Here is a 23,289-nt window from a genome sequence, read left to right as displayed (position 1 = left end):
ACCGGAGGGAAAAGTGCCCGTGGCGGCGGCGAAATGTCACGGGCACCCTCCGGGATCGTGTAAGCTTTTCAAGGTGGTTCGGCCGGACTGCTCAGTGAATACGGCAGGGAGAAATCCCTCCGGAGGCACGGAGCGGAGAACGACGGAACCAGCGGGCTGTAGCGCAGCTTGGTAGCGCACTTGACTGGGGGTCAAGGGGTCGCAGGTTCAAATCCTGTCAGCCCGACCAACAGCAAAAACCCCGTCCTTGCCGGAAACGGCAGGGGCGGGGTTTTCTGCTTTCCCGTGTATCCCGCATTCCCGCGGAGGCGCGCGGGCTGCTCCGGGGACCGGTTACTTCAGAAAGCGCGAGGTCCGCCGGTCCGCGAGAATCTTCCCCTTCGTCTGGCAGGTGGGGCAGTACTGCAAGGCCGTGTCCGCGAAGGAGACCTCCCGGACGGTGTCCCCGCAGACCGGGCAGGCCTCGCCGGCGCGCCCGTGCACCCGCAGGTGGGTCCGCTTCGTGTCCTTGAGCTCGGCGGGCGGCTTCCCGGCCGCCTCCGCCACGGCCGCGCCGAGGACCTCATGGATCGCCCGGTAGAGGCGTTCGACGGCGTCGCGGTCCAGGGAGGCGGCGATCGCGAACGGGGAGATCCGTGCCGCGTGCAGGATCTCGTCGCTGTAGGCGTTGCCGATTCCCGCCATGATGCTCTGGCTGCGCAGCACACCCTTGACCTGCTGGGAGTGGGCGGCCAGGATCGCGGCGAGCGATTCGACGTCGAAATCGTCACCCAGCGGGTCCGGCCCCAGCGCGGCGATTCCGGGCACCTCGGCCGGGTCCCGGACCAGGTATACGGCCAGGCTCTTGCGGGTCCCCGCCTCGGTCAGGTCCACGTCCACGGGACCGGCGCCGCCGGCCAGGGACAGCCGGACCGCGATGTGCCCGCCGCCGCGCTTGAGTACGGCCCCGGTGGGTGCCTCCGTCACCCGGACCCAGCCGGCGCGGGCGAGATGGAAGACCAGGAACAGCCCGTCCGCCTCTACCGCCACGAATTTCCCGTACCGCCGGACTCCCGACACCGTGCGGCCCTCGAGCGCGTTGATGGGGGGATCTGCGGTCTTCAGCACGGCGAAGGAGACCACCTGGATGCCGGCGACCTCGCAGCCGGCCAGACGGGCCGTGAGGAAGTCCGCCAGCGCCGCGACTTCGGGCAGTTCAGGCATGGGCAAACACGTTCCGTTCCGGTGCGGGGGCGGCCATGGCCCCATCATGCCAGAGACCTCCCGGGCCGGTGCCGATATGCCTATACTTTCAGCGGCGGCCCGTTCCTCCGGCCGCCGCATCTCCAGCGCTGGACCCCATTGATTGACCCCCAATGATTCACCCGCAGTGCTTGACCCGTAGTGCTTGACCTGTAGTGCTTGACCCGACGAAAGGCCCGTCATGAGCATCATTCCCGAAGACCTCTCCTACACCGCCGAACACGAGTGGGTCACCGCCCCCAACGCCGACGGCGTCGTCCGGGTAGGCATCACGGATTTTGCCCAGGACGCCCTCGGTGACGTGGTCTACGCCCAGATGCCGGAGGTGGGCACCAAGCTCGCCGCCAACGACGTCGTCGGCGAGGTCGAATCGACCAAGAGCGTCAGCGACATCTACGCCCCGGTCAGCGGCGAAGTGGTGGCCCGCAACGAGGCGCTGGACACCGATTCGGCCCTGATTAACTCCGATCCCTACGGCGAGGGCTGGCTGCTGGAAATCAAGCTGGCCGAGGCCGACGCGGTCGAGTCGCTGCTCAGTGCATCGGAGTACGAACAGCAGGTAGGCTAAAGGCAAGGCCGCCCGGCCCTGCCGCTGGAGACAGCTGCCGGACGGCGGACCGACTACCGGATCTGCCAGGCTTTTCCGGACGGCATGCGTTGTTTGCAGGGGGAACCTGCAACGAATCAGGAGGATTCAATGGTTGGGCACGGACAGAACGACACCGGTGAATACGGCACGGGTGGAGTGAAAGCCTCGGAGACCACCTCGATCCACCTCACCCCGGTCCGCGACGAGCCGACGATCGCCCCGAAGGTTTCCTCCGAGGAACGCACCGCGATCGAATCGCTGCCGGCAGGTTCGGCGCTGCTGATTGCGCACAGCGGTCCCAACAGCGGCGCCCGCTTCCTGCTGGACTCGGACGTCACCACCGCGGGCCGGCACCCCGACGCCGACATCTTCCTCGACGACGTCACGGTGTCCCGCCGCCACGTCGAGTTCCGCCGCACGGCCCGGAGCTTCGAAGTGGTGGACACCGGCAGCCTGAACGGCACCTATGTCAACAACGACCGCGTCGACGCCGTGGAACTCAAGTCCGGCAACGAGGTGCAGATCGGCAAGTTCCGCTTGACCTTCTACCTGAGCCCTGTCCGCACCGCAGGCAACGTCTGATATCGGAGTACTTTCCGGTGGCCATGGCACAAGCCGAACGGCGCGGACCCCAGGTTTTGAACATCGGGGAGGTCCTGGGGCAACTCAGTGACGACTTCCCGTCCATGACCGCGTCGAAAATCAGGTTCCTTGAGGAAAAGGGACTCATCAACCCGCAGCGGACCCCCGCCGGGTACCGGCAGTACTCGGAGAACGACGTCGAGCGCCTCCGCTTCGTGTTGGCCCTTCAGCGCGACCAGTACCTGCCGTTGAAGGTGATCAAGGACTACCTCGACGCGATCGACCGCGGCGAACGCCCGGACAACCTTCCGCCCGGCGTCACCGTCTCGCCGCGGATCGTCTCCGACGAGCTCGCCTCCGAGTTGAACAACCGGGTGCGCCGGCTCAGCGAGGAACAGCTCCGGACCGAATCCGGGGCCAGCGTCCCGCTGCTGGAATCCCTGCTGAGCTACGGGCTGATCGGCCACGTCAACGGCCAGTTCGACGAGCACGCCCTGCAGGTAGCCAAGGCCTGCGTCCAGCTGGAAAGCCACGGCCTCGAACCCCGCCACCTGCGCCCCTTCCAGGCCGCCGCGGACCGCGAGTTCGGCCTCGTGGAACGCGCCGTCGCCACCCTCACGTCCCGGAAGGACGCCGCCTCGCACGCCCGCGCCGCCGAGGCGGCCCGGGAAATCAGCGACCTCTGCCTCTCGCTGCACCGGGCTCTGGTCCAGGACCGCATCTCGAGGATGGACATCTGATGATTGAGGTCGAGATCGTAGGCGTTCGGATCGAACTGCCCTCCAACCAGCCGCTCGTGCTGCTCAAGGAGATGCACGGCGAACGGCACGTGCCGATCTGGATCGGCACCCCCGAGGCCAGCGCCATCGCCCTGGCCCAGCAGGGCGTCGTCCCACCGCGGCCGATGACCCACGACCTGCTGATCGACGTCGTCGAGGCGCTTGGCCACACGATCGTCAGCGTCAACATCGTCGCGGTGGAGGACAACGTCTTCTACGGCCAGCTGCAGTTCGAGGACGGCACCACCGTAAGCTCCCGTGCCTCCGACGCCCTCGCCCTGGCGCTGCGCGCCAAGTGCCGGATCTGGTGCGCCGACGCCGTCATGGACGAGGCCGGCGTGCGGATCACCGAACACGACGAGGGCGAGGACACCGAGCCGGGTCCCGCCGTCGACGAAGAGGGGGAGATGCGCCGCTTCCGGGAATTCCTGGACGACGTCGAACCCGAGGATTTCGCGGGCTGACCCCGCCGAAGTCTCAAGTTGAGGTCGAAACTTTCGACACGCCCCGGCTATAGCCCCAACGTCTTTGACCTGAGGGGCCGGTCAGCCTAACGTCAGAGATACAAGTTCCCATTGCAGACAATAGGTGCGCACGTCACACTGGACTGAGCAGCCGGACCCGAACGGCGCGGATCACTCCCGCGCCGGGACGGCCCGACGGCGGCAGGAAAGCGCGCTAAGGCTGCAATTCCCCGCGGGAGCTCAGAATGAGGAGGATCCACGTGAGTCCGAAAGGCGACGCAGGCGAGCTCAAGCAGGCCTCGACGGCAGGTGTTGCCGTGCCCGCTACCGGCGCGCAGGGCCTGCTCTTCACCGAGGACCTCCCCGTCCTGGACGAAGATGCCGGCTACCGCGGACCGACCGCCTGCAAGGCCGCCGGTATCACCTACCGCCAGCTGGACTACTGGGCCCGCACCGGACTGGTGGAACCCGCCGTCCGCGGCGCCGCCGGCTCTGGCTCGCAGCGGCTCTACGGCTTCCGCGACATCCTGGTCCTCAAGGTCGTCAAACGTCTCCTGGACACCGGAGTGTCCCTGCAGCAGATCCGCACCGCCGTCGAACACCTGCGCGAACGCGGTGTGGAGGACCTGGCCCAGATCACCCTGATGAGCGACGGCGCCAGCGTCTACGAATGCACCTCCGCCGACGAGGTCATCGACCTGGTCCAGGGGGCCAGGGCGTCTTCGGCATCGCCGTCGGCCGGGTCTGGCGCGAGGTGGAGGGCAGCCTCGCGGCCCTTCCGAGCGAGCACGCAGCCGACCAGTCTTTTCCCGACGACGAACTGAGCAAGCGCCGGGCGGCCCGCAAGACCGGCTGATTCTTTCACTTGATGCACAGAAGCGCGGGGCCACCAGGTGGCCCCGCGCTTCTGTCGTTTGATCGGCCCCGGCGGGGAAGGCGTCAGCGGCTGCTGCGGTCCCGGACCCGGCCCGCGCCGACGAGTTCGCCGCGGTTGCCCAGCAGGTTCGCCAGCAGCTCGTCGAAGAGGCCGGCGGCGTTCTTCGCCGAGTCGCCCGGCCAGGAGTGCACGGCGTGGGCGGCACCCTGGATCTGCTGCCAGTTGGCCTGTTCCGGGATGTGCGGGGTAAGCAGCAGCTCGCCGAACATCGAGTCCATCTCGGAGAGGCGGAAGGCGTGCTCCGCCGAGCCCGTGCGGACGCGGTTGGCGACGATGCCGGCCGGCATCAGCCCGGGGGCGAACTCCTGGCGGAACAGCTGGATGGCGCGCATGGTGCGCTCGGTGCCGGCCACGGAGAACAGTCCGGGTTCGGCCACCAGGGCCACCTTATCGCTGGCGGACCAGGCCATCCGGGTGAGGCCGTTGAGGGACGGCGGGCAGTCGATCAGGACCAGCTCGTACCGGGTGGCGCCCGCCAGGACGGTGGAGAGGCGGCGCAGATCGCGGCGGCCCAGGTCCGGGCGGTCGTAGATGCCGGTGTAGGCGGAGCCGACGGCGACGTCCAGGATGGATTCTTCGCTGTTTCCGGCGCGGGTTCCGGCGGTGGCGTTGCCGCGCTCCAGCCAGCCGCTGGGGACCACGTTCTCGGCCAGGCGTGCCCGGCGCGGGGACTTCAGCATGCGGCCGATGTCCAGCTGCTCGCCAGCGCGGACGCCCAGGGCGGTGCTGGCGTCGGCGTGCGGGTCAAGGTCGACCACCAGGGTGGGGATGCCGGCGGCGAGGGCGGCCGAGGCCAGTCCGGTGGTCACCGATGTCTTGCCGACTCCGCCTTTGAGGCTGCTGATGCTGACTACGTGCACTTGAAAACCAATACCTAACGCCGGTTGCCGAGACTGGGTCATGCCGGCCCGTGCGTTCCTCCGGGCCGGGGCGGACATGCGCCACCCACCCATCCATCATAGGCGGCGGCGCACGATAAACCCGCCTCATCCACCCCGGCAGAGGCGGAAGTCCGGTTCCCCGGGCCGGGCCGCCGCCCGGGAAGGAGACCGTGCCCCGGCCGGGTCTATGCCTACGCCCGGCCGCGGGACAACCCCGCCCCGGAGGGCGGAGGACGCCGTCTGCCGCTTCCCGGGCACATGACGGATAATTCTGTGATGACGGCCACAATGATTTGTGTTGGCCGCCACCGTCTTAGAAACTGTGACCACTTACCGAACCGCCCGCGAAGATGCAGGGAGAAGTATGTTTTCCAAGATTCTGGTGGCTAACCGCGGCGAAATCGCGATCCGCGCCTTCCGTGCCAGCTACGAGCTGGGAGCCAAGACCGTTGCGGTGTTTCCCACCGAGGACCGCAACTCGATCCACCGCCAAAAGGCCGACGAGGCCTACCTGATTGGCGAGGAGGGCCACCCGGTCCGCGCCTACCTCGACGTCGACGAGGTGGTCCGGGTCGCCAAGGAGGCGGGCGCCGACGCTATTTACCCCGGCTACGGCTTCCTCTCGGAAAACCCCAACCTGGCCCGGGCCGCCGCGGACGCCGGAATCACCTTCGTGGGCCCGCCCGCCGAGGTCCTGGAACTGGCCGGCAACAAGGTCGCCGCCCTGGAGGCCGCGCGCAAGGCCGGCGTTCCGGTCTTGAAGTCCAGCAAGCCGTCCAAGGACGTCGACGAACTGATCGCCGCCGCGGATGAGATCGGCTTCCCCGTCTTCGCCAAGGCCGTCGCCGGCGGTGGCGGCCGCGGCATGCGCCGCGTCGACACCCGCGAGGCGCTGCCCGAGGCCCTGCAGGCCGCGATGCGCGAGGCGGACGCCGCGTTCGGCGATCCCACCATGTTCCTGGAGCAGGCCGTCCTGCGGCCCCGCCACATCGAGGTGCAGATCCTGGCCGACGCCGAGGGCAACGTCATGCACCTGTTCGAGCGCGACTGCTCCATCCAGCGCCGCCACCAGAAGGTCATCGAGATCGCCCCGGCGCCGAACCTGGACGAGGGCATCCGCCAGGCCCTCTACCGTGACGCCGTGAAGTTCGCCAAGGCCCTGAACTACGTCAATGCCGGCACCGTCGAATTCCTGGTCGACACCGTAGGGGACCGGGCCGGCCAGCACGTCTTCATCGAGATGAACCCGCGCATCCAGGTAGAGCACACGGTGACCGAGGAAGTCACCGACGTCGACCTGGTCCAGGCCCAGCTGCGCATCGCCTCTGGCGAGACGCTCGCGGACCTCGGACTCTCCCAGGACACCGTCCGGCTGCGCGGCGCCGCCCTGCAGTCCCGTATCACCACCGAGGACCCGGCCAACGGCTTCCGGCCCGACGTCGGAAAGATCACCGGCTACCGCTCTGCCGGCGGCGCCGGCGTCCGGCTCGACGGCGGCACCGTGTATTCCGGCGCCGAGATCAGCCCGCACTTCGACTCCATGCTGGTGAAGCTGACCTGCCGCGGCCGCGACTACCCGACCGCCGTCGCCCGCGCCCGCCGGGCCCTGGCCGAGTTCCGCATCCGCGGCGTCTCCACCAACATCTCCTTCCTCCAGGCCGTCCTGGACGACCCGGACTTCATCGCCGGGGACGTCGCCACGTCCTTCATCGACGAGCGTCCCGAGCTGCTCAAGGCCCGCGTGTCCGCGGACCGCGGCACCAAGCTGTTGACCTGGCTGGCCGACGTCACCGTCAACAAGCCCAACGGCGAACTGACGGTGCACATCGACCCCGCCGACAAGCTGCCCGCACTGCCCGACGCCGAGGCCCGGCCCGGCTCGCGGCAGCGGCTGCAGGAACTGGGGCCTGAGGGCTTCGCCCGGGCACTGCGCGAGCAGAACGCCGTTGCCGTCACCGACACGACCTTCCGTGACGCGCACCAGTCGCTGCTGGCCACCCGGGTGCGCACCCGCGACCTCGTCGCCGCAGCCCCCGCCGTGTCCAAGCTGCTGCCTGAGCTGCTCTCGGTCGAGGCCTGGGGCGGGGCGACCTACGACGTCGCGCTCCGCTTCCTCGGCGAGGACCCCTGGGACCGGCTGGCCGCCCTGCGCAAGGCGCTGCCCAATGTCTGCCTGCAGATGCTGCTCCGTGGCCGGAACACGGTGGGCTACACCCCGTACCCGGAGGAGGTGACGGTGGCGTTCGTCAACGAGGCGGCGAAGACCGGCATCGACATCTTCCGCATCTTCGACGCCCTCAACGACGTCAACCAGATGGCCCCGGCCATCCGCGCCGTCCGCGACACCGGGACCGCCGTGGCCGAGGTGGCGCTCTGCTACACCTCGGACATGCTCGATCCCGAGGAGAAGCTCTACACCCTGGACTACTACCTGGAGCTGGCGCAGAAGATCGTCGACGCCGGGGCGCACATCCTCGCGATCAAGGACATGGCCGGCCTGCTGCGTCCGGCGGCCGCGGCCAAGCTGGTCACCGCCCTGCGGGAACGCTTCGACCTCCCCGTCCACCTGCACACCCACGACACCGCGGGCGGCCAGCTGGCCACCCTGCTCTCCGCCGTGGATGCCGGGGTCGACGCCGTCGACGTCGCCTCCGCGTCGCTGGCCGGCACCACCAGCCAGGTGGCGGCCTCCGCCCTGGTCGCGGCCCTGGCGCACACGCCGCGGGACACCGGCCTGGACCTGGACAGCGTCTGCTCCCTCGAGCCTTACTGGGAGGCCGTCCGCCGCGTCTACGCCCCGTTCGAGTCGGGACTGCCCGGCCCCACCGGCCGGGTCTACCAGCATGAGATCCCCGGCGGCCAGCTCTCCAACCTCCGCCAGCAGGCCATGGCGCTGGGCCTGGGGGAGCGCTTCGAGGCCATCGAGGACATGTACACCGCGGCCGACCGCATCCTCGGCCGGCTCGTGAAGGTCACGCCCTCCTCCAAGGTGGTCGGCGACCTCGCCCTGCACCTGGTGGGCCTCAACGCCGACCCGGCGGACTTCAACGAGAACCCGCAGAAGTACGACATCCCGGACTCCGTGATCGGCTTCCTCTCCGGCGAACTCGGCGACCCGCCCGGCGGCTGGCCGGAACCGTTCCGCACCAAGGCCCTGCAGGGCCGCAGCGTCAAGGTCCGGGACGTGGAGCTCAGTGCCGAGGACAGCGCAGCGCTCAAGGGCGACTCAAAGACGGTGCAGCAGACCCTCAACCGTCTGCTCTTCGCCGGGCCCACCAAGGACTACCAGAAGAGCGTGGACACCTACGGCAACCTCTCGGTCCTGGATACCCGTGACTACCTCTTCGGCCTGCAGCGCGGCGCCGAGCACGAGATCGAGCTGGAAAAGGGCGTCCGCCTGATCGCCTCGCTCGAGGCCGTCTCCGAACCCGACGAGAAGGGCATGCGCACCGTGATGTGCACCCTCAACGGCCAGTCCCGGCCCGTCGTGGTCCGCGACCGGTCCGTGGTCAGCAACGTCAAGGCCGCCGAGCGCGCCGATGCGTCCCAGCCGGGCCAGGTGGCCGCGCCGTTCGCCGGTGCCGTCACCCTGACCGTCAAGGCCGGGGACAAGGTCAACGCCGGCGACACGGTGGCCACCATCGAGGCGATGAAGATGGAAGCCTCCATCACGACGCCGGTGGCCGGCACCGTGGCACGGCTGGCCGTTGGCGCCGTCGAACAGGTCCAGGGCGGGGACCTGCTGCTCGTCATCGGGGAGTAGGACCCACGCACGAGAAAGGGCTCCTCCGGCTGACGCCGGGGGAGCCCTTTCTGGTTACTGGTTTCTGACCGCTGGCTACCGGCCGCTGTGGCCGGTGCGCCGGCGGCTCAGGCGTGGGTGGGCCGCTTCGCCGTGTACATCTCCTCGATGACGGCGTCGAAGTCCTTGAGCACCTGGGCGCGCTTGACCTTCATCGACGGAGTCAGGTGGCCCGATGCCTCGGTGAAGTCCGAGGGGACGATCCGGAAGGACTTGATCGCCTCGGCCTGGGAGACCGACTGGTTGGCCCGGTTGATCAGCTCCTGCACCGCGGCCTGGACCGCCGGGAGCTCCGCGGCCTCGGCCACGCCGGACGCGGACAGGTTGTGGCGCTGCAACCAGCCCGGCAGGGCCTCCTCGTCCAGGGTCACCAGGGCGCCGATGAACGGGCGGTTATCGCCCACCACCAGCACCTGGGAGACCAGGGCATCGGCGCGGATCTGGTCCTCGAGCAGCGCCGGGACCACGTTCTTACCGCCCGCGGTGACGATGATTTCCTTCTTCCGGCCGGTGATGGTCAGGAAGCCCTGGTCATCGAGCTGGCCGATGTCGCCGGTCCGGAACCATCCGTCGGTGAACGCCTCGTCGGTCAGGTCCGGTCGGTTGAAGTAGCCGCGCATCACGCAGACGCCCTTGGCGAGGATCTCGCCGTCGTCGGCGATCTTCACAGCGTTGCCCGGGATGGGCGCGCCGACGGTGCCGATCTTGATCAGCGAGGGCGTGTTCACGGTGACCGGGGCGGTGGTCTCGGTCAGGCCATAGCCCTCGAGGATCTGCAGGCCGATGCCCTGGAAGAAGTGGCCCAGCCGGGCGCCCAGCGGGCCGCCGCCGGAGACCGCGTGGGCCACCTGGCCGCCCATGGCGTCGCGGAGCTTGCCGTAGACCAGCTTGTCGAAAAGGGCGTGCTTGGCGCGCAGCACCAGTCCCACCTTCCCGTCCTGCCGGGCCCGGGAGTAGGCGATGGCGGTCTCGGCGGCGCGGTGGAAGATGGCGCCCTTGCCGCCGTCCTCCGCCTTGGTCAGGGCCGAGTTGTAGACCTTTTCGAAGACCCGGGGGACGGCCAAAATGAAGGTGGGCTGGTAGCTCTGCAGGTCCGGGAGCAGGTTCTTGATGTCCGGGGTGTGCGCCACGGTCACGCCGGCCGCCACGGCCAGGACCGAGATGAACCGGGCGAAGACGTGCGCCAGCGGCAGAAACATGATGGTGCGGGCGTCCTCGTTGACGGTCAGGCCCAGGGAGGTGGCCAGCACGTTGTCGGAGAGTTCCACGAAGTTGCCGTGGGTCAGCTCGCACCCCTTGGGCCGGCCCGTGGTGCCCGAGGTGTAGATGATGGTGGCCAGGTCGGCGAGGCCGGCGCGGGAGCGCCGCTGCTCCAGCTCCTCGTCGCTGATCCCGGCGCCGGCGGCGCGGACCTCGTCCAGGGCGTCGCCCTCGAGCTGCCAGACGTGGCGGAGCGCGGTCAGGCCCTCGGAAGTGGCGGCCTGGCGGATGATGTCCTCGTGGTGGGCGGACTCGCCGAACGCGGCAACGGCGCCGGAGTCGCCCAGGTTCCAGGCGACCTGGGAGGGGGAGGACGTCTCGTAGATCGGCACCGACACGGCACCGGCGAACCAGATCGCGAAGTCGATCAGGGACCATTCGTAGCGGGTGCGGGACATGATGCCCACCCGGTCGCCGGCGCCCACGCCACTGGCAATCAGGCCCTTGGCGAGGGCGGAGGCGTCGGCCAGGAACTCGGTGGCGCGGATGTCCTGCCACTGCCCGGCGGCGTCGAGCCGGGAGAACAGTGCCGGGTTGGACTGCTTCGCCGCCTGGCGCAGCACCAGGTCGGTGATGTTTGTCTCCGGCGGGACGGTGACCAGGGGCGGGACAATGATTTCTCGCACGATAGCTCCTTTGATATCCGTAAACCCCCGAGGGGTACGACTAAGACTAGTACGCGGCCTTGTTACGGGTGTGGCGCACTTCACCTACTGGCCAGTAACTTTACGGCCGGCCGGGGCCTAAAGCCACCCGGCGGGCCTCCCGGCGGCCCGTGCCGCTCCGGGACGGCGGGGCGGCTGGCCCTAGAATGAGGAGCGATGCACACTCCACTTCCGGGCCCGCAGCCGGCCCCGTCCCGCCGGAGCCCCATGTGGCGGCACCGGACCACACGCCGCCCGGGCGCCGAGCCGGCAGGCCGCTTCCGCGAACACCTGAGGCTGGGTCGCAAGGGCCTGGCGATCGGAATCGACATCGGCGGCACCAAGGTGTCGGCGGGGGTGGTCGACGCCGAGGGCAGGATCCTCAAGCAGGCCCGGCGGTCCACCCCCGGCAACGACCCCCGCGCCGTGGAGCAGGTCATCGTGGAGCTGGTCGAGGAACTGGGTCAGGGCCACCGGATCTGGTCCGTGGGCATCGGCGCCGCCGGCTGGATGGACCTCGACGGCGCCACCGTGCTCTTCAGCCCCCACCTCGCCTGGCGGAACGAGCCGCTGCGGGAGAACCTGCAGCGGCTGCTGCGCCGGCCCGTGCTACTGACCAACGACGCCGACGCCGCGGGCTGGGCCGAGTGGCGCTTCGGCGCCGGCCGGGGGAGGACCGGCTGGTCTGCATCACCCTGGGCACCGGCATCGGCGGGGCGATGGTGATGGACGGCCGGCTGGAACGCGGACGCTTTGGCGTCGCCGGCGAATTCGGCCACCAGATCATCCAGCCCGGCGGCCACCGCTGCGAATGCGGAAACCGGGGCTGCTGGGAACAGTATGCCTCCGGCAACGCCCTCGGCCGCGAGGCCCGTGAACTTGCCGCCGCCAACTCCCCGATGGCGCAGGAACTGCTGAAGGCCGTCGGCGGCCGCGTCGGGGACATCACCGGCGTCACCGTGACCGAACTGGCCAAGGCCGGTGACCCCACCGCCCGGGAACTGCTCGAGGACGTGGGCGAGTGGCTGGGCCTGGGCCTGGCCAACCTGGCCGCCGCCCTGGACCCGGGAACCTTCGTGATCGGCGGCGGGCTCTGCGACGCCGGCGAGTTGCTCGTCGGTCCGGCCCGCACGGCCTTCGCCCGCAACCTCACCGGGCGGGGCTTCCGCCCGGCGGCCCGGATCGAGCTCGCGGCGCTCGGCCCCAACGCGGGACTGATCGGCGCCGCCGACCTGTCCCGCGTCAGCAGCCGGATGCGGAGCTAGCGCTCCCGCTCCGGGTCACGTCAGACCCGGGCGCCGTCATCGTACTCGTCTTTTTCGTGCGGGAGCTTGGTGATCAGGTAGACCACGGACACCGCGAACGCGGCCACCATGCCGATGATCGCCAGCAGCGGGGCCGAGCGCCAGAACATCACCGAGAGCAGCAGGGCGATCGGACCGCCCACCGCGCCGATCCAGGCCAGCATGGTCAAGGGGTCCGTGTCCGAGAGCTTAGGCGGCTCCTCCGGCACGAACTCGCCGTCGCCGTCGTCGGCCTCGTAGTCCCGCGGCCCGGTGCCCGCGGCGCCGCGCGATGCGGGGGCAGACCCCGGGGTCGGTCCGGGTCCCGGCGCGGCCAGGCCCAGCGGGTCGAAGTCGCTGAAACGCCGCGGCGAGGCAGAATCCCCGGCGGCTCCGGTCCCGGCTCCGCCCTTGCCGGCCGCATCCCCGTCCGTCCCGTCTGCGCCCGTCTCTTCTCCGCCCGTCCCTTCCCCGCCTGCGGCGGGTTCCGGGGCCAGGCCCGAGTCGGTCTGCTCCAGCCGCGCCACCAGGTCCAGCCAGGCGGCGTCGTCCTGGTTCGCGCCCGAATCCGGGTCCGGGGACTTGGGATCTGAGTGGGTCATCTGCCGTTTCTTCCTTGGCTGCTGCTGGCGCCCGGTTCGTGGGCTGCCACGATCGAGCGGATGAATTCAGCCGTGCCGCTGAAGATCTGCGGCGCGTCGTTGTCCATGGTAGCCACGTGGTAGCTGTTCCTCAGCTGCACCACCTCCAGCGGGGCGTTGACCAGCCCGCGGCGCAGCGCCGTCATGCTGGCCTCCGAGACAACGTGGTCCACCGTGGAACGGTAGACGCGCACCGGGGCGGTGACGCGGGGGAGCAGCCGTACCGTGTCCTTGAACATCTTGTTCAACTCGTAGGCGGCGGCGACGGGCGTGCGGGCGTAGGCACCCTCGTCGACGCCCTCCTTGAGGATGTCCCCGGCGATCGCGGGCGTGCTCTTGAGGACGAAGCGCAGGAAGCCGGCCAGCGGGGCGCGGGGATCGTCGATCACCAGGCCCGGGTTGACCAGCACAGCGCCCGCCACCGGGTGGGTGGCGGCCAGCCGCAGCGCCAGCGCCCCGCCCATCGAGAGTCCGGCCACCACCACGTGCTCGCATTCCTCCGCCAGCTCCAGGTAGGCGGCCTCCAGGCCGGCGTGCCATTCCTGCCAACGCGTCCGGGCCAGCTCCTGCCAGCTGGTGCCGTGGCCCGGCAGCAGCGGCATCCGCACCGCGTAGCCTTCCCGGGCGAGCGACTCCGCCCACGCCCGGACCCCGTGCGGGCTGCCGGTGAAGCCATGGGACACCACCACGCCGATGCTGGGACCCTCCCCGCTGAAGGGGTGGCTGAACGGCGAGTGGTCGGGCGCTGGCGTCATGGCTGCTCCGGGGTTCCTAAGGGGGCGGGGGTGTGGTCCTGGAAGAAGCGCAGCGAGCGTTCGAAGATCAGCGGCGCATCGACATCGAGGGTCGCCACGTGGCCGCTGTCCGGCAGCCGCACCACCTCGGGTGCGGACGGGCCCAGCCGGCGCTCGAGCAGGGCCAGCGAGGAGGCCGGCACCACGGCGTCGGTGTCCGATTTGAACACCAGGGCCGGCGCGGTGACCGAGGGCAGTTCCCGGAGCGTGGTCGAGAAGAGCTTGCGCAACTGGTGCACGGCCTGCAGCGGCGTGAGCGAGTAGTCGCCGTCGTCGGTGGCGGCCGCCGTCGACTCCGCCTCCTGCAGCGGAACGGTGGTGCGCTGCAGGTATTTAAGGACGCCGACGTAGCGGACGCGGCGGTCGTAGAAGCTCAGCCCCGGATTGACGACGGCGACGCCGGCCACCGGGTTCCGGGCGGCGGTGCGCAGCGCGATGGTCCCGCCCATGGACAGGCCCGCGACGAAGCAGGTGCCGGTGGCGGCGGCCAGTTCCCGGTACGCGTCCTCGAAGGCGCCGTACCATTCCAGCCAGCTCCGGCGAGCCAGGTCCCGCCAGTTTGTGCCGTGGCCGGGCAGCAGCGGAACGCTCACCGCGTAGCCTGCGGCGGCAAGGTGTTCGGCCCACGGCAGCACGCTCAACGGGCTGCCGGTAAAGCCGTGGCAGATGGCCACGCCGGTGCGCGCATTGGCGCCATGGCCGGGGTAGGAGAAAGCGGCAGGCCGGGAGGGAGTACTGCTGTCGCTCATGAGCCCATCGTGTCACTGTTCGGGACAAAACTCACTAGAGTAGGGTGTCATTGAAGTCCTGGCCGGACCCGAAGAAGGGCCGGCCAGACGCCTGCCGGAGAGGTACACCACGTGTTTTATTGGTTCATGAAGACGTTCGTCCTCGGACCGGTCCTCAAGACGCTCTTCCGGCCGTGGGTCAAAGGCCTGGACAACGTTCCCGCCAGCGGCGCCGCGATCCTCGCCTCCAACCACCTCTCCTTCTCCGACTCCATCTTCATGCCCCTGATGGTGCCCCGGCCGGTGGTGTTCCTGGCCAAGTCCGAGTACTTCACCGGCAAGGGCGTCAAGGGCAAGCTCACGGCCGCGTTCTTCCGCCTCACCAACCAGCTCCCGATGGACCGGTCCGGGGGAGCGGCCTCCGCCCAGTCGCTGAACGCCGGCATGGACGTGCTGAAGAACGGCTCGCTGCTGGGCATCTATCCCGAGGGCACGCGGAGCCCCGACTCGCGGCTGTACCGCGGCAAGGTGGGCGTGGCCCGGCTGGCGCTGCAGGCCCGGGTCCCGGTGATCCCGGTGGCGATGATCGGCACGGACAAGGTCCAGCCGATCGGCAAGCGGGTCCCCAACATCCGCCGGATCGGCATGATCTTTGGCGAGCCGATGGATTTCAGCCGCTATTACGGCATGGAGGATGACCGGCTCATTCAGCGCTCCGTGACGGACGAGATCATGTACGAGCTCATGCGGCTCTCCGGGCAGGAGTACGTGGACGAGTACGCCGCCGTCGTCAAGCTCCGGCTCGCCGGCAAGGCCACCGAGGCTCCCACGCAGCAGCCCGGCCCGGGCCCGGAGGCGCCGGGAACAGTGTGACGGGAGGGGCCCGGACTTTGACGTCCCGGCGCCGTTGAACCGCTCCCGGCGAACTATCCTAGGAGGGTGACTGAGCTATCCGCACCCTCCACGTCCCCCCTCACCTCCTCCCCGATGCCGGGCGCCCCCGTGGCCCCCGCGTTCGCAGCAGGCGCCTTCGCCGGTATCTCCCAGAGCGGGGCGGCCAACTATCCCGGGCTGGACGACTGGCGGAAGCTTCCAGCCTCACAGCAGCCCACCTGGTCCGACCCTGCCGTCTTCGAGGCCTCGGTCAAGGAACTCTCCGTGCTGCCGCCGCTGGTGTTCGCCGGCGAGGTGGACATCCTCCGCGAACGTCTCGCCGCCGCGGCCCGGGGCGAGGCGTTCCTGCTCCAGGGCGGTGACTGCGCCGAAACCTTCGAGGCCGCCACCGCGGACAAGATCAGCGCCCGGGTCCGGACCATCCTGCAGATGGCCGTGGTGCTCACCTACGGCGCGGCCATGCCCGTGATCAAGATGGGCCGGATGGCGGGGCAGTTCGCCAAACCGCGGTCCTCCAACGACGAGACCCGCGACGGCGTCACCCTCCCGGCGTACCGCGGCGACATTGTCAACGGCTACGACTTCACCCCCGAGTCCCGCGCCCACGACGCCGGCCGGATGCTGAAGGCGTACCACACCTCGGCGTCGACCCTGAACCTCATCCGGGCCTTCACCCAGGGCGGTTTCGCTGACCTCCGCCTGGTGCACCAGTGGAACAAGGGCTTCACCGAGAACCCGGCGCACGCCCGCTACGAATCGCTCGCCCGCGACATCGACCGGGCCATCAAGTTCATGTCCTCCTGCGGCGCCGACTTCGAGGCGCTCAAGCGCGTGGAGTTCTACGCCAGCCACGAGGCGCTGCTGCTGGACTACGAACGGGCCCTGACCCGCATCGACTCCCGCACCGGCCTGCCGTACGACACCTCCGCCCACTTCCTCTGGATCGGGGAGCGCACCCGCGAGCTGGACCACGCCCACGTGGACTTCCTCTCCCGGGTCCGCAACCCCATCGGCGTGAAGCTCGGCCCCACCACCACGGGCGACGACGCGCTGCGGCTGATCGACAAGCTGGACCCGAACCGCGAACCGGGCCGACTGACCTTCATCACCCGCATGGGTGCCGGCAACATCCGCGAGAAGCTGCCCCCGATTGTGGAGCGGGTCACCGCCTCCGGTGCGCAGGTCCTCTGGGTCACGGACCCGATGCACGGCAACACCGTCACCTCCCCGAACGGCTACAAGACCCGCAACTTCGACGACGTCATCGACGAGGTGCGCGGCTTCTTCGAGGTCCACCACGGCCTCGGCACCGTCCCGGGCGGCCTGCACGTGGAGATGACCGGCGACGACGTGGCCGAGTGCCTCGGCGGCGCGGACCCGATCGACCAGGATGCCTTCCTGGACCGCTACGAGTCGGTCTGCGACCCGCGCCTGAACCACATGCAGTCCCTCGAGATGGCGTTCCTCGTGGCCGGGTCCCTCGCCAAGCGCTAGGACCCGTCCGGCTGCAACGCAGGGACCCCCGGCCGCCATTCGGCGACCGGGGGTCCCTGTGTTTGAAGCGTCTGGGACGGCGTCCGGGCTGGAGCCGGACGGGGTCCGGTCCGGCGGCTAGACCACCGTCAGGGTGATGGTGGATCCCTCCGGGACGCTCCGGTTGACCGGATCCTGGGCCCGGACGGTGCCGAAGAACCCGCCAAGGATGTTCTCCACCTGCACCTTGAAGCCGAGTTTCTCCAGCGCGTCGCGGGCCTCCTTGGCCTGCTTGCCCACGAAGCTGGGCACGTCTACCATCCGCGGTCCCTTCGAGATGGTCAGCGTGACCGAGCCGCCGCGGGTGAGGGTGGCGCCGCCGGCGGGATCCTGGCTGACGACGGCGCCCTTGGGCACCGAGCGGTCGAACACGGGTTCGGGGGCGACGACGGGTTGCAGTCCGGCGGCCTGCAGGGCCTTGGCGGCGGCGTCCTGGTCCTTGCCGCGCACATCCGGAACCGGGATGGGCTGCGGGCCCTTGGAGACCGTCAGCCCCACCGGCGTGCCGTGTTTGGCGGGCGTGCCCTTGGCCGGGTCCTGAGCCAGCACTGCACCGGCCGGGGCGGACTCGTCGAAGGTCTGGGTGACCGGACCGAGGGCCATTCCGGCGCCGTTGAGAGCCGTCTTGGCCTCGTCCAGGGACTTGCCGGTCAGTTCGGGCAGCGGGAAGAGCTCCGGGCCCTTGGAGACGGCCAGGGAGACGGGTTCGAACTTGCGGATGACCTTGCCGGCCGGGGGCTCCGAGCCGACCACCAGGCCGGGGGAGACGCTGTCGTCGAAGACGTCCCTGGTGGTGGAGTTGAAGCCCGCCGTCCGCAGCAGGGCCTGGGCCTCGGCGACGGTCTTGTTACCCACCTGCGGCACGGTGCCGGGCGAGCCGGGACCCATCCCGAAGAACCACCCGGCCCCGGCGGCGAGGACCGCCACCAGCACCAGCACCACGATCCAGACCAGGCCGCGGCGGCGGGGTTGCCGGGCCGCAGGGCGCGGCTGGGCGTAGCGGCGGCGCGCTGCCGGGCCTTCTCCTCGTCCCGGTCGAGCTTGCGCTGGGCGCGTTTGCTGGCCGGCGGCGCGGCGGCGTCCCCGGCCCAGGCCTCCGCCCCGAAACCGGAGTCGCCGAAGTGTGAGCCGCCGTCATCGGAGTCGCCGGGTGCGGTCAGCGGGCCGAAGCCGCCTGCGGTGGCTTCCCGGGCCGGCAGACGGGACGTCCCCGGGATCACCGTGGTGGGGTTGCTGCCGCCACGGCCGATCACCTCGGTGGGCTGAGGGAGGGCGCCGAGGAACTCGGTGTGCGCCCCGCCGTCGCCGGCAGCGGCGCCCGCAGCGGCACCGGCGGCCACCGCCGCCGCGCCGGGCACCGCGGGCGAGAGCGGACGGGCGGCGGGCGGCTGCAGGTCGAGTTCGGCGTCGCTGAGGTTGGTCCGGATGTGGCGCAGCTCGGAGAGCAGGGCCTGCCCGTCCACCGGGCGCTTGTCGGGGTCGTTGGCGGTGCACCACTGCACCAGCTCATCGATTTCCCCGGCCAGTCCCGGCACCAGAAGCGAGGGCGCGCCCACGCTGGAGTTCACGTGCTGGTACGCCACCTGGATGGGCACCTCGCCGTCGAACGGCTGGCGGCCGGTGATCATCTCATAGAGCATGATGCCCAGGGAGTAGATATCGCTGCGGGCATCGGCCTGCCGGCCCATCACGAGTTCGGGGAGAGGTACGCCACCGTGCCGATCAGCGCGCCGGTGCTGGTCGACGTCGTGATGGCCCGGGCGAGGCCGAAGTCGCCGATCTTGATCCGGCCGTCGTCGGCGATCAGGACGTTCTCCGGCTTCACGTCCCGGTGGATCAGCCCGGCGGCGTGCGCGGCGGCGAGGCCCTCAACCACGGGGTCGATGTAGGCCAGGGCCAGCCGCGGCGTGAGGGCGCCGCGTTCCTTGAGCATGTCCCGGAGGGTGTGGCCCTTGATGTACTCCATGACCAGGTAGGCCAGCGGGCCGTCCTCGCCCTGGTCCAGCATGCCCACCACGTGGGGGTGGGAGAGCCGGGCCGCCGCCTTCGCCTCCCGGCCCAGGCGGTCCAGGAACTGCGGGTCGCCGGCCATGTGCGGGTGCAGGACTTTGAGCGCCACGTCCCGCTCCAGGCGGCGGTCCGTGGCGAGGTAAACGGTGGACATGCCGCCCCTGGCCAGCTTGGAACGAACCAGGTACCGGTTGTCCACGAGGGTCCCGACGAGAGCATCCGAAGTGTAGTCCTGCACCATTCGATCCTACGTTCTGCACAGAAACGGGCCCGGATTGACATGCAATCCGGGCCCGTATCGTTACGCGACGGAGGGCTCAGCCCCGCGCGAAGCCGGGGTCAGCTGAACTGCTGCTGCAGCCGCTTGATGGACGCGACGTACGCCTTGGTGTCGTCGTACATGCCGTTCTTGCTCACCGAGTACTGACCCTGGTAGTAACCGGCGATCGCGGTGTCCAGGTCCTTGCTGGTGCGGACCAGCTGGCGGATGATGGCGACGCCGGCCGTGGCGTTGTCGTACGGGTCCAGCAGGTTCAACTTGCGGCCCACCAGGTCCGAGGCCCACTGTCCGGAGGACGGGATGACCTGCATGGTGCCGATGGCGTTGGCGGGGAGACCGAGCGCTGGTTGAAGCTGGACTCCTGGAAGGCGAAGGCCATGGCCAGGGACGGGTCGACGCCCATCCGGCGCGCGGTGTCCGCGACGATCTGCTTCATCTGCGCGGTGCTGGGCACCGGCGAGGCGTTCAGGATCGCTTTGTTCGCATTGGCGGAGCTGACCACGGCTTCCGGGTAGCTGAAGCCGAGGAAGGTGCTCGGGACCAGCGGCGTGACCGTGGCCGGCGGCGTGCTGGAGCTCGGGTTGACCGTGGTGGGGGAACCCGCACCCGGGATGACCAGCTTGTTGCCCGGGTAGATGATGCTGCTCATGGTCAGCCGGTTCGCCGAGAGGATGTCGGCGAGCTTCACGCCGTTCTTAGCCGCGATACCGGAGAGGGTGTCGCCGGACTTCACGGTGTAGGAGCCGGAGGCAGGGGCCGGTTCCGGCGCGGGTGCGGACGGCGCGGGGGCTGCCACCGGTGCGGGGGCCGCCGGTGCCGGGGCGGCGGGGCGGAACCGCCGCCCACCTTGATCTGCTGGCCCGGGTAGATGATCGAGCGCATGGTCAGCCCGTTCCAGTTCAGGACATCGGAGAGCTGGACGCCGCTGCGGGCGGCGATCGCGCTGAGCGTGTCGCCGGACTTCACGGTGTAGGACTGGCCGCCGGCGGGAGCGGGCGCCGGGGCCGCCGGTGCGGCGGGGGCCTGGGGGAGGCCACGGCGTTGCCGCTGAGCTTGATCTTCTGGCCCGGGTAGATGATCGTGTTCGGCTGCATGTTGTTCAGCTTCAGGACCTGGTAGGTGTCCAGGCCGAACTTGCCGGCGATGGCGCTGACGGTGTCGCCGCGGGCAATCGTGTACTCGGCCGGGGCCGGCGCCTGGGCCGGCTGGAATGCTGCCGGGATGGTGGTGGAGACGGCGGCGGCCGGGATGACTGCGGACGGCAGGGCTTGGGCGGTGAGCCCGGCGGCCTGGGCCTTCATGGCGGCGGCCAGGGTGGCCGGGATGGCGCGCGGCCGGGATTCCGCGGCGGCCGGCTGGGCGATCGCCAGCGAAGACAGGACGACGGCGGGCAGGGCCGCCGTCGTGGCTGCGATCAGCGGGAGGCCGGGCCTAGGGGTTGGCTTCGGCGCACGGGACGTCGTCATGGGAAAGATCCTCTTCTCAGCGGCGAACGCTGCAGGTCAGGCCGGTGTTACTGGTGTTACCAGTGTGACTCTAGATACCCCAGTTACAAATGTGATCTATGTGAATCTCTCATGAATTGGGAAATAGCACAAGAACTGTTTGACATTCCGTAAACCCGTTTAGTGGGTGTGTCGTGGACGGGTGCAACGGAGCGGGGTGAATTACCGTCCGGGACGCGGCTAACTAGGCGCAATACGTCCCGACATGGCACTCTTGACGCGTGAGTAATGTAGAAAGCCTTGTAGGCGAATGGCTGCCCCTGCCCGATGTTGCCGAGCTGCTGAATGTCTCCATCACCAAGGTTCACGCGCTGCTGGACGAGCGTGCGCTGGCGGCGATCCGGGTTGGAGACCGCCGCATCCGCTCGGTGCCCGCGGCGTTTATTCAGGACGGCCACGCGGTGGAAAGCCTGAAGGGCACGATTGTGGTGCTCTCCGACGCCGGTTATTCGGATGAGGAATTGATTACCTGGCTGTTCACCGCTGACGAATCCCTGCGCGGCCGTCCGATTGACGCCCTCCGGGAGGGCCGCAAGACCGAGATCCGCCGCCGCGCCCAGACGATGGCCTGGTAGCGCACCGCAGAGGCGGTTTCCTGGATCAACTTTCAGCGTCAACGGCGAAGGCCGTGCCCGGGGCAGTCACTCTGCCCGGGGCACGGCCTTCGCTTTTTGTTGTCTGAGCTGTTGTCGTCGGTGCTGTCGTCGCTGTTGCCGCTAACGCGCGTCAGGCCGCGCGGCTGACGGCGGCCTCGGCGAGCCGTCGCAGGGCCGTCTTTGGCAGCTCGTCCAGTTCGAGCGACTCCAGCGCGTCGAAGGCTGCCTGGCCGAATTCCTCGATCAGCGTCTCGGTGGCCTGCAGGGCCCCGCACTCGACGATGATCCGGCGGATCTCCTCGACGTCGTCGTCCCCGAGGCCGGGACTGCCCAGCCGGGCGTCGATGAACCCGGACTCCTCCGGGGTTGCCATCTCCAGGGCGAAGGCCACCAGGACGGTGCGCTTGCCCTCGCGGAGGTCGTCGCCCGCGGGCTTGCCGGTGGTCACCGGGTCGCCGAATACGCCCAGAACGTCGTCGCGCAGCTGGAAGGCCTCGCCGAGCGGGAGGGCGAAGGCGGAGTATCCGCGCAGCAGGGCGTCGGTGGCGCCGGCCAGCGCACCGCCCAGGGCCAGCGGATGCTCGGTGGAGTATTTGGCGGACTTGAACCGGATGATGGACTGCGCCCGGCTCACGGCACCGGCCCGGTCGCGGCGCGGCCCGGCGACCTCCTCGAGGATGTCCAGGTACTGGCCCGCCATGACTTCGGCGCGCATCAGGTTGAAGATGAGCCGGGCCCGGCTGCCGGCGGCGGCGCGGTTGCCGATCTCGGTGAAGGATTCCTCGCTGAAGGACAGGCACAGGTCGCCGGTGAGGATGGCCGCGGCGTGGCCGAAGCGTTCGGGATCCAGGGCCCAGCCCTGCTCGCCGTGCAGCTCGCTGAAGCGGCGGTGCACGCTGGGGCCGCCGCGCCGGGTATCGGAGCGGTCGATGATGTCGTCGTGGATCAGCGCGGCCGCCTGGAACAGCTCGAGCGCCGAGCCTGCGGTGATCACCTCGGGGGCCGCGGCGTCCCCGCCGGCACCCCGCCAGCCCCAGTAGCACATCAGTGCGCGGAGCCGCTTGCCGCCGGTGACCAGGTTGGAGATGGACCCCATCAGCGGGTCGATGTCCGGCGAGATGGTGGACATGATCGCGGCGCGCCCGGTCAGGAACTCGGTGAGCTTTCCGGCCACTGCGGCGACGTAGGCGGCCTGTTCGTCCCGGAGTTGTTCGGCCAGGCTCACTTGACGGACCCGGGGGCGACGTTGGCGCCGATGGTGAAGGTGGACACCCCGGCGGCTTCGACGACGGCGAGGTTAACGGTCTCGTTGTCGCCCCGGACGAAGTCCTTGGACGCCACCGCGCCGACCTTCTCGCCCGGAACGGCCTTGAACCCCTGGCCCTCCAGCTGCTGGGTGTAATAGGCCACGACGTCGGAGGAAGGCGCGGACACCTTGCCCACCAGGGCGACGGTGGCGGGGGAGCCGGTCTTGTCGAAGCTGCTGGATTCCACCTTGGCGTTCGGCATCAGCGGCAGGAGCTGCTGCGGGAAGCCGGCCACCAGGGCACCTACGGTCGCGGAGGTGCCCGGCGTGGCGGACGGGCTGGGGGAGGCGGTGACGGAGGCCGTAGCGGTGGGTGCCGGAGCGGCGGCCGACGATGCGGCCGGCGTTCCCGCCCCGGAGGTGCAGGCCGTCAGGGCCAGCAGGGCCCCTGCCGCGGCGACTGCGGCCACGGCCCGTGTACGCTCTCCAATTACCTTCACGAAGACATTCCTCCTGGTGTTGATGCCGGATCCAGCCTCCAGTTTAGTCAGGCCCTGCGGCTAGGATTGATCCGGTGGGGCAGGAGAGCGGCAGCAGTG

Annotated in this window: 16 protein-coding genes, 1 tRNA gene and 4 pseudogenes; 11 read left to right on the top strand and 10 right to left on the bottom strand. The window is 69.7% G+C overall.

The genetic code is table 11. The annotated features are described in order from the left end of the window. The first annotated feature begins 152 nt into the window (after positions 1 to 152). Positions 153 to 229, top strand: a tRNA-Pro gene (locus ACRQ5B_RS16300). Between the two features lie 104 nt (positions 230 to 333). Here the strand turns inward: ACRQ5B_RS16300 and ACRQ5B_RS16295 are convergent. Continuing rightward, on the bottom strand, positions 334 to 1,203 hold the full coding sequence (locus ACRQ5B_RS16295; protein WP_432395688.1) for an Fpg/Nei family DNA glycosylase: 870 nt from the start codon (positions 1,201 to 1,203) through the stop codon (positions 334 to 336). A gap of 220 nt (positions 1,204 to 1,423) precedes the next feature. Here ACRQ5B_RS16295 and gcvH point away from each other — a divergent pair, with 220 nt between their 5' ends. The 5 genes and pseudogenes from gcvH (at position 1,424) to ACRQ5B_RS16270 (ending at position 4,512) form a co-directional block, all read left to right on the top strand. Next, positions 1,424 to 1,810 carry a glycine cleavage system protein GcvH gene (gene gcvH, locus ACRQ5B_RS16290; RefSeq protein ID WP_432395685.1) on the top strand — a complete coding sequence of 129 codons (387 nt, stop codon included), beginning with the start codon at positions 1,424 to 1,426 and terminating at the stop codon, positions 1,808 to 1,810. A 129-nt stretch (positions 1,811 to 1,939) separates the two neighbouring features. Beyond that, a complete protein-coding gene (locus ACRQ5B_RS16285) occupies positions 1,940 to 2,413 on the top strand; it encodes an FHA domain-containing protein (protein ID WP_432395682.1) in 474 nt (157 codons plus the stop codon). A 23-nt stretch (positions 2,414 to 2,436) separates the two neighbouring features. Next, complete coding sequence (gene ftsR / locus ACRQ5B_RS16280; protein WP_290258215.1) at positions 2,437 to 3,153, top strand: transcriptional regulator FtsR; 717 nt, start codon at positions 2,437 to 2,439, stop codon at positions 3,151 to 3,153. After that, on the top strand, positions 3,153 to 3,656 hold the full coding sequence (locus ACRQ5B_RS16275) for a bifunctional nuclease family protein (RefSeq protein ID WP_290258214.1): 504 nt from the start codon (positions 3,153 to 3,155) through the stop codon (positions 3,654 to 3,656). Before ftsR ends, ACRQ5B_RS16275 begins: the two co-directional genes overlap by 1 nt. 260 nt (positions 3,657 to 3,916) lie before the next feature. Further along, positions 3,917 to 4,512 (top strand): annotated as a pseudogene (locus tag ACRQ5B_RS16270) (MerR family transcriptional regulator). An 83-nt stretch (positions 4,513 to 4,595) separates the two neighbouring features. Here ACRQ5B_RS16270 and ACRQ5B_RS16265 read toward each other — a convergent pair. Next, positions 4,596 to 5,453, bottom strand: coding sequence for a ParA family protein (locus tag ACRQ5B_RS16265; RefSeq protein WP_432395679.1), 858 nt, complete (start codon positions 5,451 to 5,453; stop codon positions 4,596 to 4,598). Between the two features lie 385 nt (positions 5,454 to 5,838). Here ACRQ5B_RS16265 and ACRQ5B_RS16260 point away from each other — a divergent pair, with 385 nt between their 5' ends. Next, a complete protein-coding gene (locus ACRQ5B_RS16260; protein ID WP_432395676.1) occupies positions 5,839 to 9,237 on the top strand; it encodes a pyruvate carboxylase in 3,399 nt (1,132 codons plus the stop codon). Positions 9,238 to 9,344: 107 nt separating this feature from the next. On the opposite strand, the gene ACRQ5B_RS16255 is transcribed toward ACRQ5B_RS16260, so the two are convergent. Further along, positions 9,345 to 11,162 carry an AMP-dependent synthetase/ligase gene (locus ACRQ5B_RS16255; protein ID WP_432395673.1) on the bottom strand — a complete coding sequence of 606 codons (1,818 nt, stop codon included), beginning with the start codon at positions 11,160 to 11,162 and terminating at the stop codon, positions 9,345 to 9,347. A gap of 246 nt (positions 11,163 to 11,408) precedes the next feature. Here ACRQ5B_RS16255 and ACRQ5B_RS16250 point away from each other — a divergent pair. Continuing rightward, a pseudogene (locus ACRQ5B_RS16250) lies at positions 11,409 to 12,445 on the top strand (ROK family glucokinase). Positions 12,446 to 12,465: 20 nt separating this feature from the next. Here the strand turns inward: ACRQ5B_RS16250 and ACRQ5B_RS16245 are convergent. From ACRQ5B_RS16245 to ACRQ5B_RS16235, 3 genes are read right to left on the bottom strand one after another with little or no spacing between them, the layout of a single operon-like run. Next, positions 12,466 to 13,065: a hypothetical protein gene (locus ACRQ5B_RS16245; RefSeq protein ID WP_432395671.1), complete on the bottom strand. Its 600-nt coding sequence runs from the start codon at positions 13,063 to 13,065 to the stop codon at positions 12,466 to 12,468. Then, positions 13,062 to 13,859, bottom strand: coding sequence for an alpha/beta hydrolase (locus ACRQ5B_RS16240; protein WP_432395668.1), 798 nt, complete (start codon positions 13,857 to 13,859; stop codon positions 13,062 to 13,064). The genes ACRQ5B_RS16245 and ACRQ5B_RS16240 overlap by 4 nt, the downstream gene beginning before the upstream one ends. Continuing rightward, complete coding sequence (locus tag ACRQ5B_RS16235) at positions 13,856 to 14,647, bottom strand: alpha/beta hydrolase (RefSeq protein ID WP_432395665.1); 792 nt, start codon at positions 14,645 to 14,647, stop codon at positions 13,856 to 13,858. The genes ACRQ5B_RS16240 and ACRQ5B_RS16235 overlap by 4 nt, the downstream gene beginning before the upstream one ends. 111 nt (positions 14,648 to 14,758) lie before the next feature. Between ACRQ5B_RS16235 and ACRQ5B_RS16230 the strand changes: the two genes are divergently transcribed. Then, a complete protein-coding gene (locus ACRQ5B_RS16230; protein WP_432395662.1) occupies positions 14,759 to 15,499 on the top strand; it encodes a lysophospholipid acyltransferase family protein in 741 nt (246 codons plus the stop codon). A gap of 114 nt (positions 15,500 to 15,613) precedes the next feature. Next, positions 15,614 to 17,014: a class II 3-deoxy-7-phosphoheptulonate synthase gene (locus ACRQ5B_RS16225; protein WP_377973040.1), complete on the top strand. Its 1,401-nt coding sequence runs from the start codon at positions 15,614 to 15,616 to the stop codon at positions 17,012 to 17,014. Between the two features lie 117 nt (positions 17,015 to 17,131). Here the strand turns inward: ACRQ5B_RS16225 and ACRQ5B_RS16220 are convergent. Together ACRQ5B_RS16220 and ACRQ5B_RS16215 are read right to left on the bottom strand one after the other, a co-directional pair. Next, positions 17,132 to 19,304: pseudogene (locus ACRQ5B_RS16220) on the bottom strand (protein kinase domain-containing protein). Between the two features lie 98 nt (positions 19,305 to 19,402). Next, positions 19,403 to 20,809: pseudogene (locus ACRQ5B_RS16215) on the bottom strand (LysM peptidoglycan-binding domain-containing protein). A gap of 260 nt (positions 20,810 to 21,069) precedes the next feature. Between ACRQ5B_RS16215 and ACRQ5B_RS16210 the strand changes: the two are divergent. Next, positions 21,070 to 21,423: an Rv2175c family DNA-binding protein gene (locus tag ACRQ5B_RS16210; RefSeq protein ID WP_377973010.1), complete on the top strand. Its 354-nt coding sequence runs from the start codon at positions 21,070 to 21,072 to the stop codon at positions 21,421 to 21,423. A gap of 151 nt (positions 21,424 to 21,574) precedes the next feature. Here ACRQ5B_RS16210 and ACRQ5B_RS16205 read toward each other — a convergent pair whose 3' ends face one another. Continuing rightward, entirely contained in the window at positions 21,575 to 22,669 is a 1,095-nt protein-coding gene (locus tag ACRQ5B_RS16205) for a polyprenyl synthetase family protein (RefSeq protein WP_432395659.1), read from the bottom strand. After that, positions 22,666 to 23,190, bottom strand: a complete 525-nt coding sequence (locus ACRQ5B_RS16200) for a hypothetical protein (RefSeq protein ID WP_412882685.1) — start codon at positions 23,188 to 23,190, stop codon at positions 22,666 to 22,668. The genes ACRQ5B_RS16205 and ACRQ5B_RS16200 overlap by 4 nt, the downstream gene beginning before the upstream one ends. Positions 23,191 to 23,289: the final 99 nt, after the last annotated feature.

It is taken from the genome of Pseudarthrobacter sp. L19 (genome assembly GCF_050859435.1).
Classification (GTDB): domain Bacteria; phylum Actinomycetota; class Actinomycetes; order Actinomycetales; family Micrococcaceae; genus Arthrobacter.
Note: the sequence above shows the minus strand (reverse complement) of the source record. Positions and strands in the feature narration are given on the sequence as shown.

What these genes read in the sequence shown, in the direction of transcription:
- ACRQ5B_RS16225 (WP_377973040.1), top strand. Translation starts at nt 15,614, where the DNA reads ATGCCGGGCGCCCCCGTGGCCCCCGCGTTCGCAGCAGGCGCCTTCGCC.
- ACRQ5B_RS16275 (WP_290258214.1), top strand. Translation starts at nt 3,153, where the DNA reads ATGATTGAGGTCGAGATCGTAGGCGTTCGGATCGAACTGCCCTCCAAC.
- ACRQ5B_RS16295 (WP_432395688.1), bottom strand. Translation starts at nt 1,203, where the DNA reads ATGCCTGAACTGCCCGAAGTCGCGGCGCTGGCGGACTTCCTCACGGCC.
- ACRQ5B_RS16235 (WP_432395665.1), bottom strand. Translation starts at nt 14,647, where the DNA reads ATGAGCGACAGCAGTACTCCCTCCCGGCCTGCCGCTTTCTCCTACCCC.
- ACRQ5B_RS16260 (WP_432395676.1), top strand. Translation starts at nt 5,839, where the DNA reads ATGTTTTCCAAGATTCTGGTGGCTAACCGCGGCGAAATCGCGATCCGC.
- ACRQ5B_RS16245 (WP_432395671.1), bottom strand. Translation starts at nt 13,065, where the DNA reads ATGACCCACTCAGATCCCAAGTCCCCGGACCCGGATTCGGGCGCGAAC.
- gcvH (WP_432395685.1), top strand. Translation starts at nt 1,424, where the DNA reads ATGAGCATCATTCCCGAAGACCTCTCCTACACCGCCGAACACGAGTGG.
- ftsR (WP_290258215.1), top strand. Translation starts at nt 2,437, where the DNA reads ATGGCACAAGCCGAACGGCGCGGACCCCAGGTTTTGAACATCGGGGAG.
- ACRQ5B_RS16285 (WP_432395682.1), top strand. Translation starts at nt 1,940, where the DNA reads ATGGTTGGGCACGGACAGAACGACACCGGTGAATACGGCACGGGTGGA.
- ACRQ5B_RS16240 (WP_432395668.1), bottom strand. Translation starts at nt 13,859, where the DNA reads ATGACGCCAGCGCCCGACCACTCGCCGTTCAGCCACCCCTTCAGCGGG.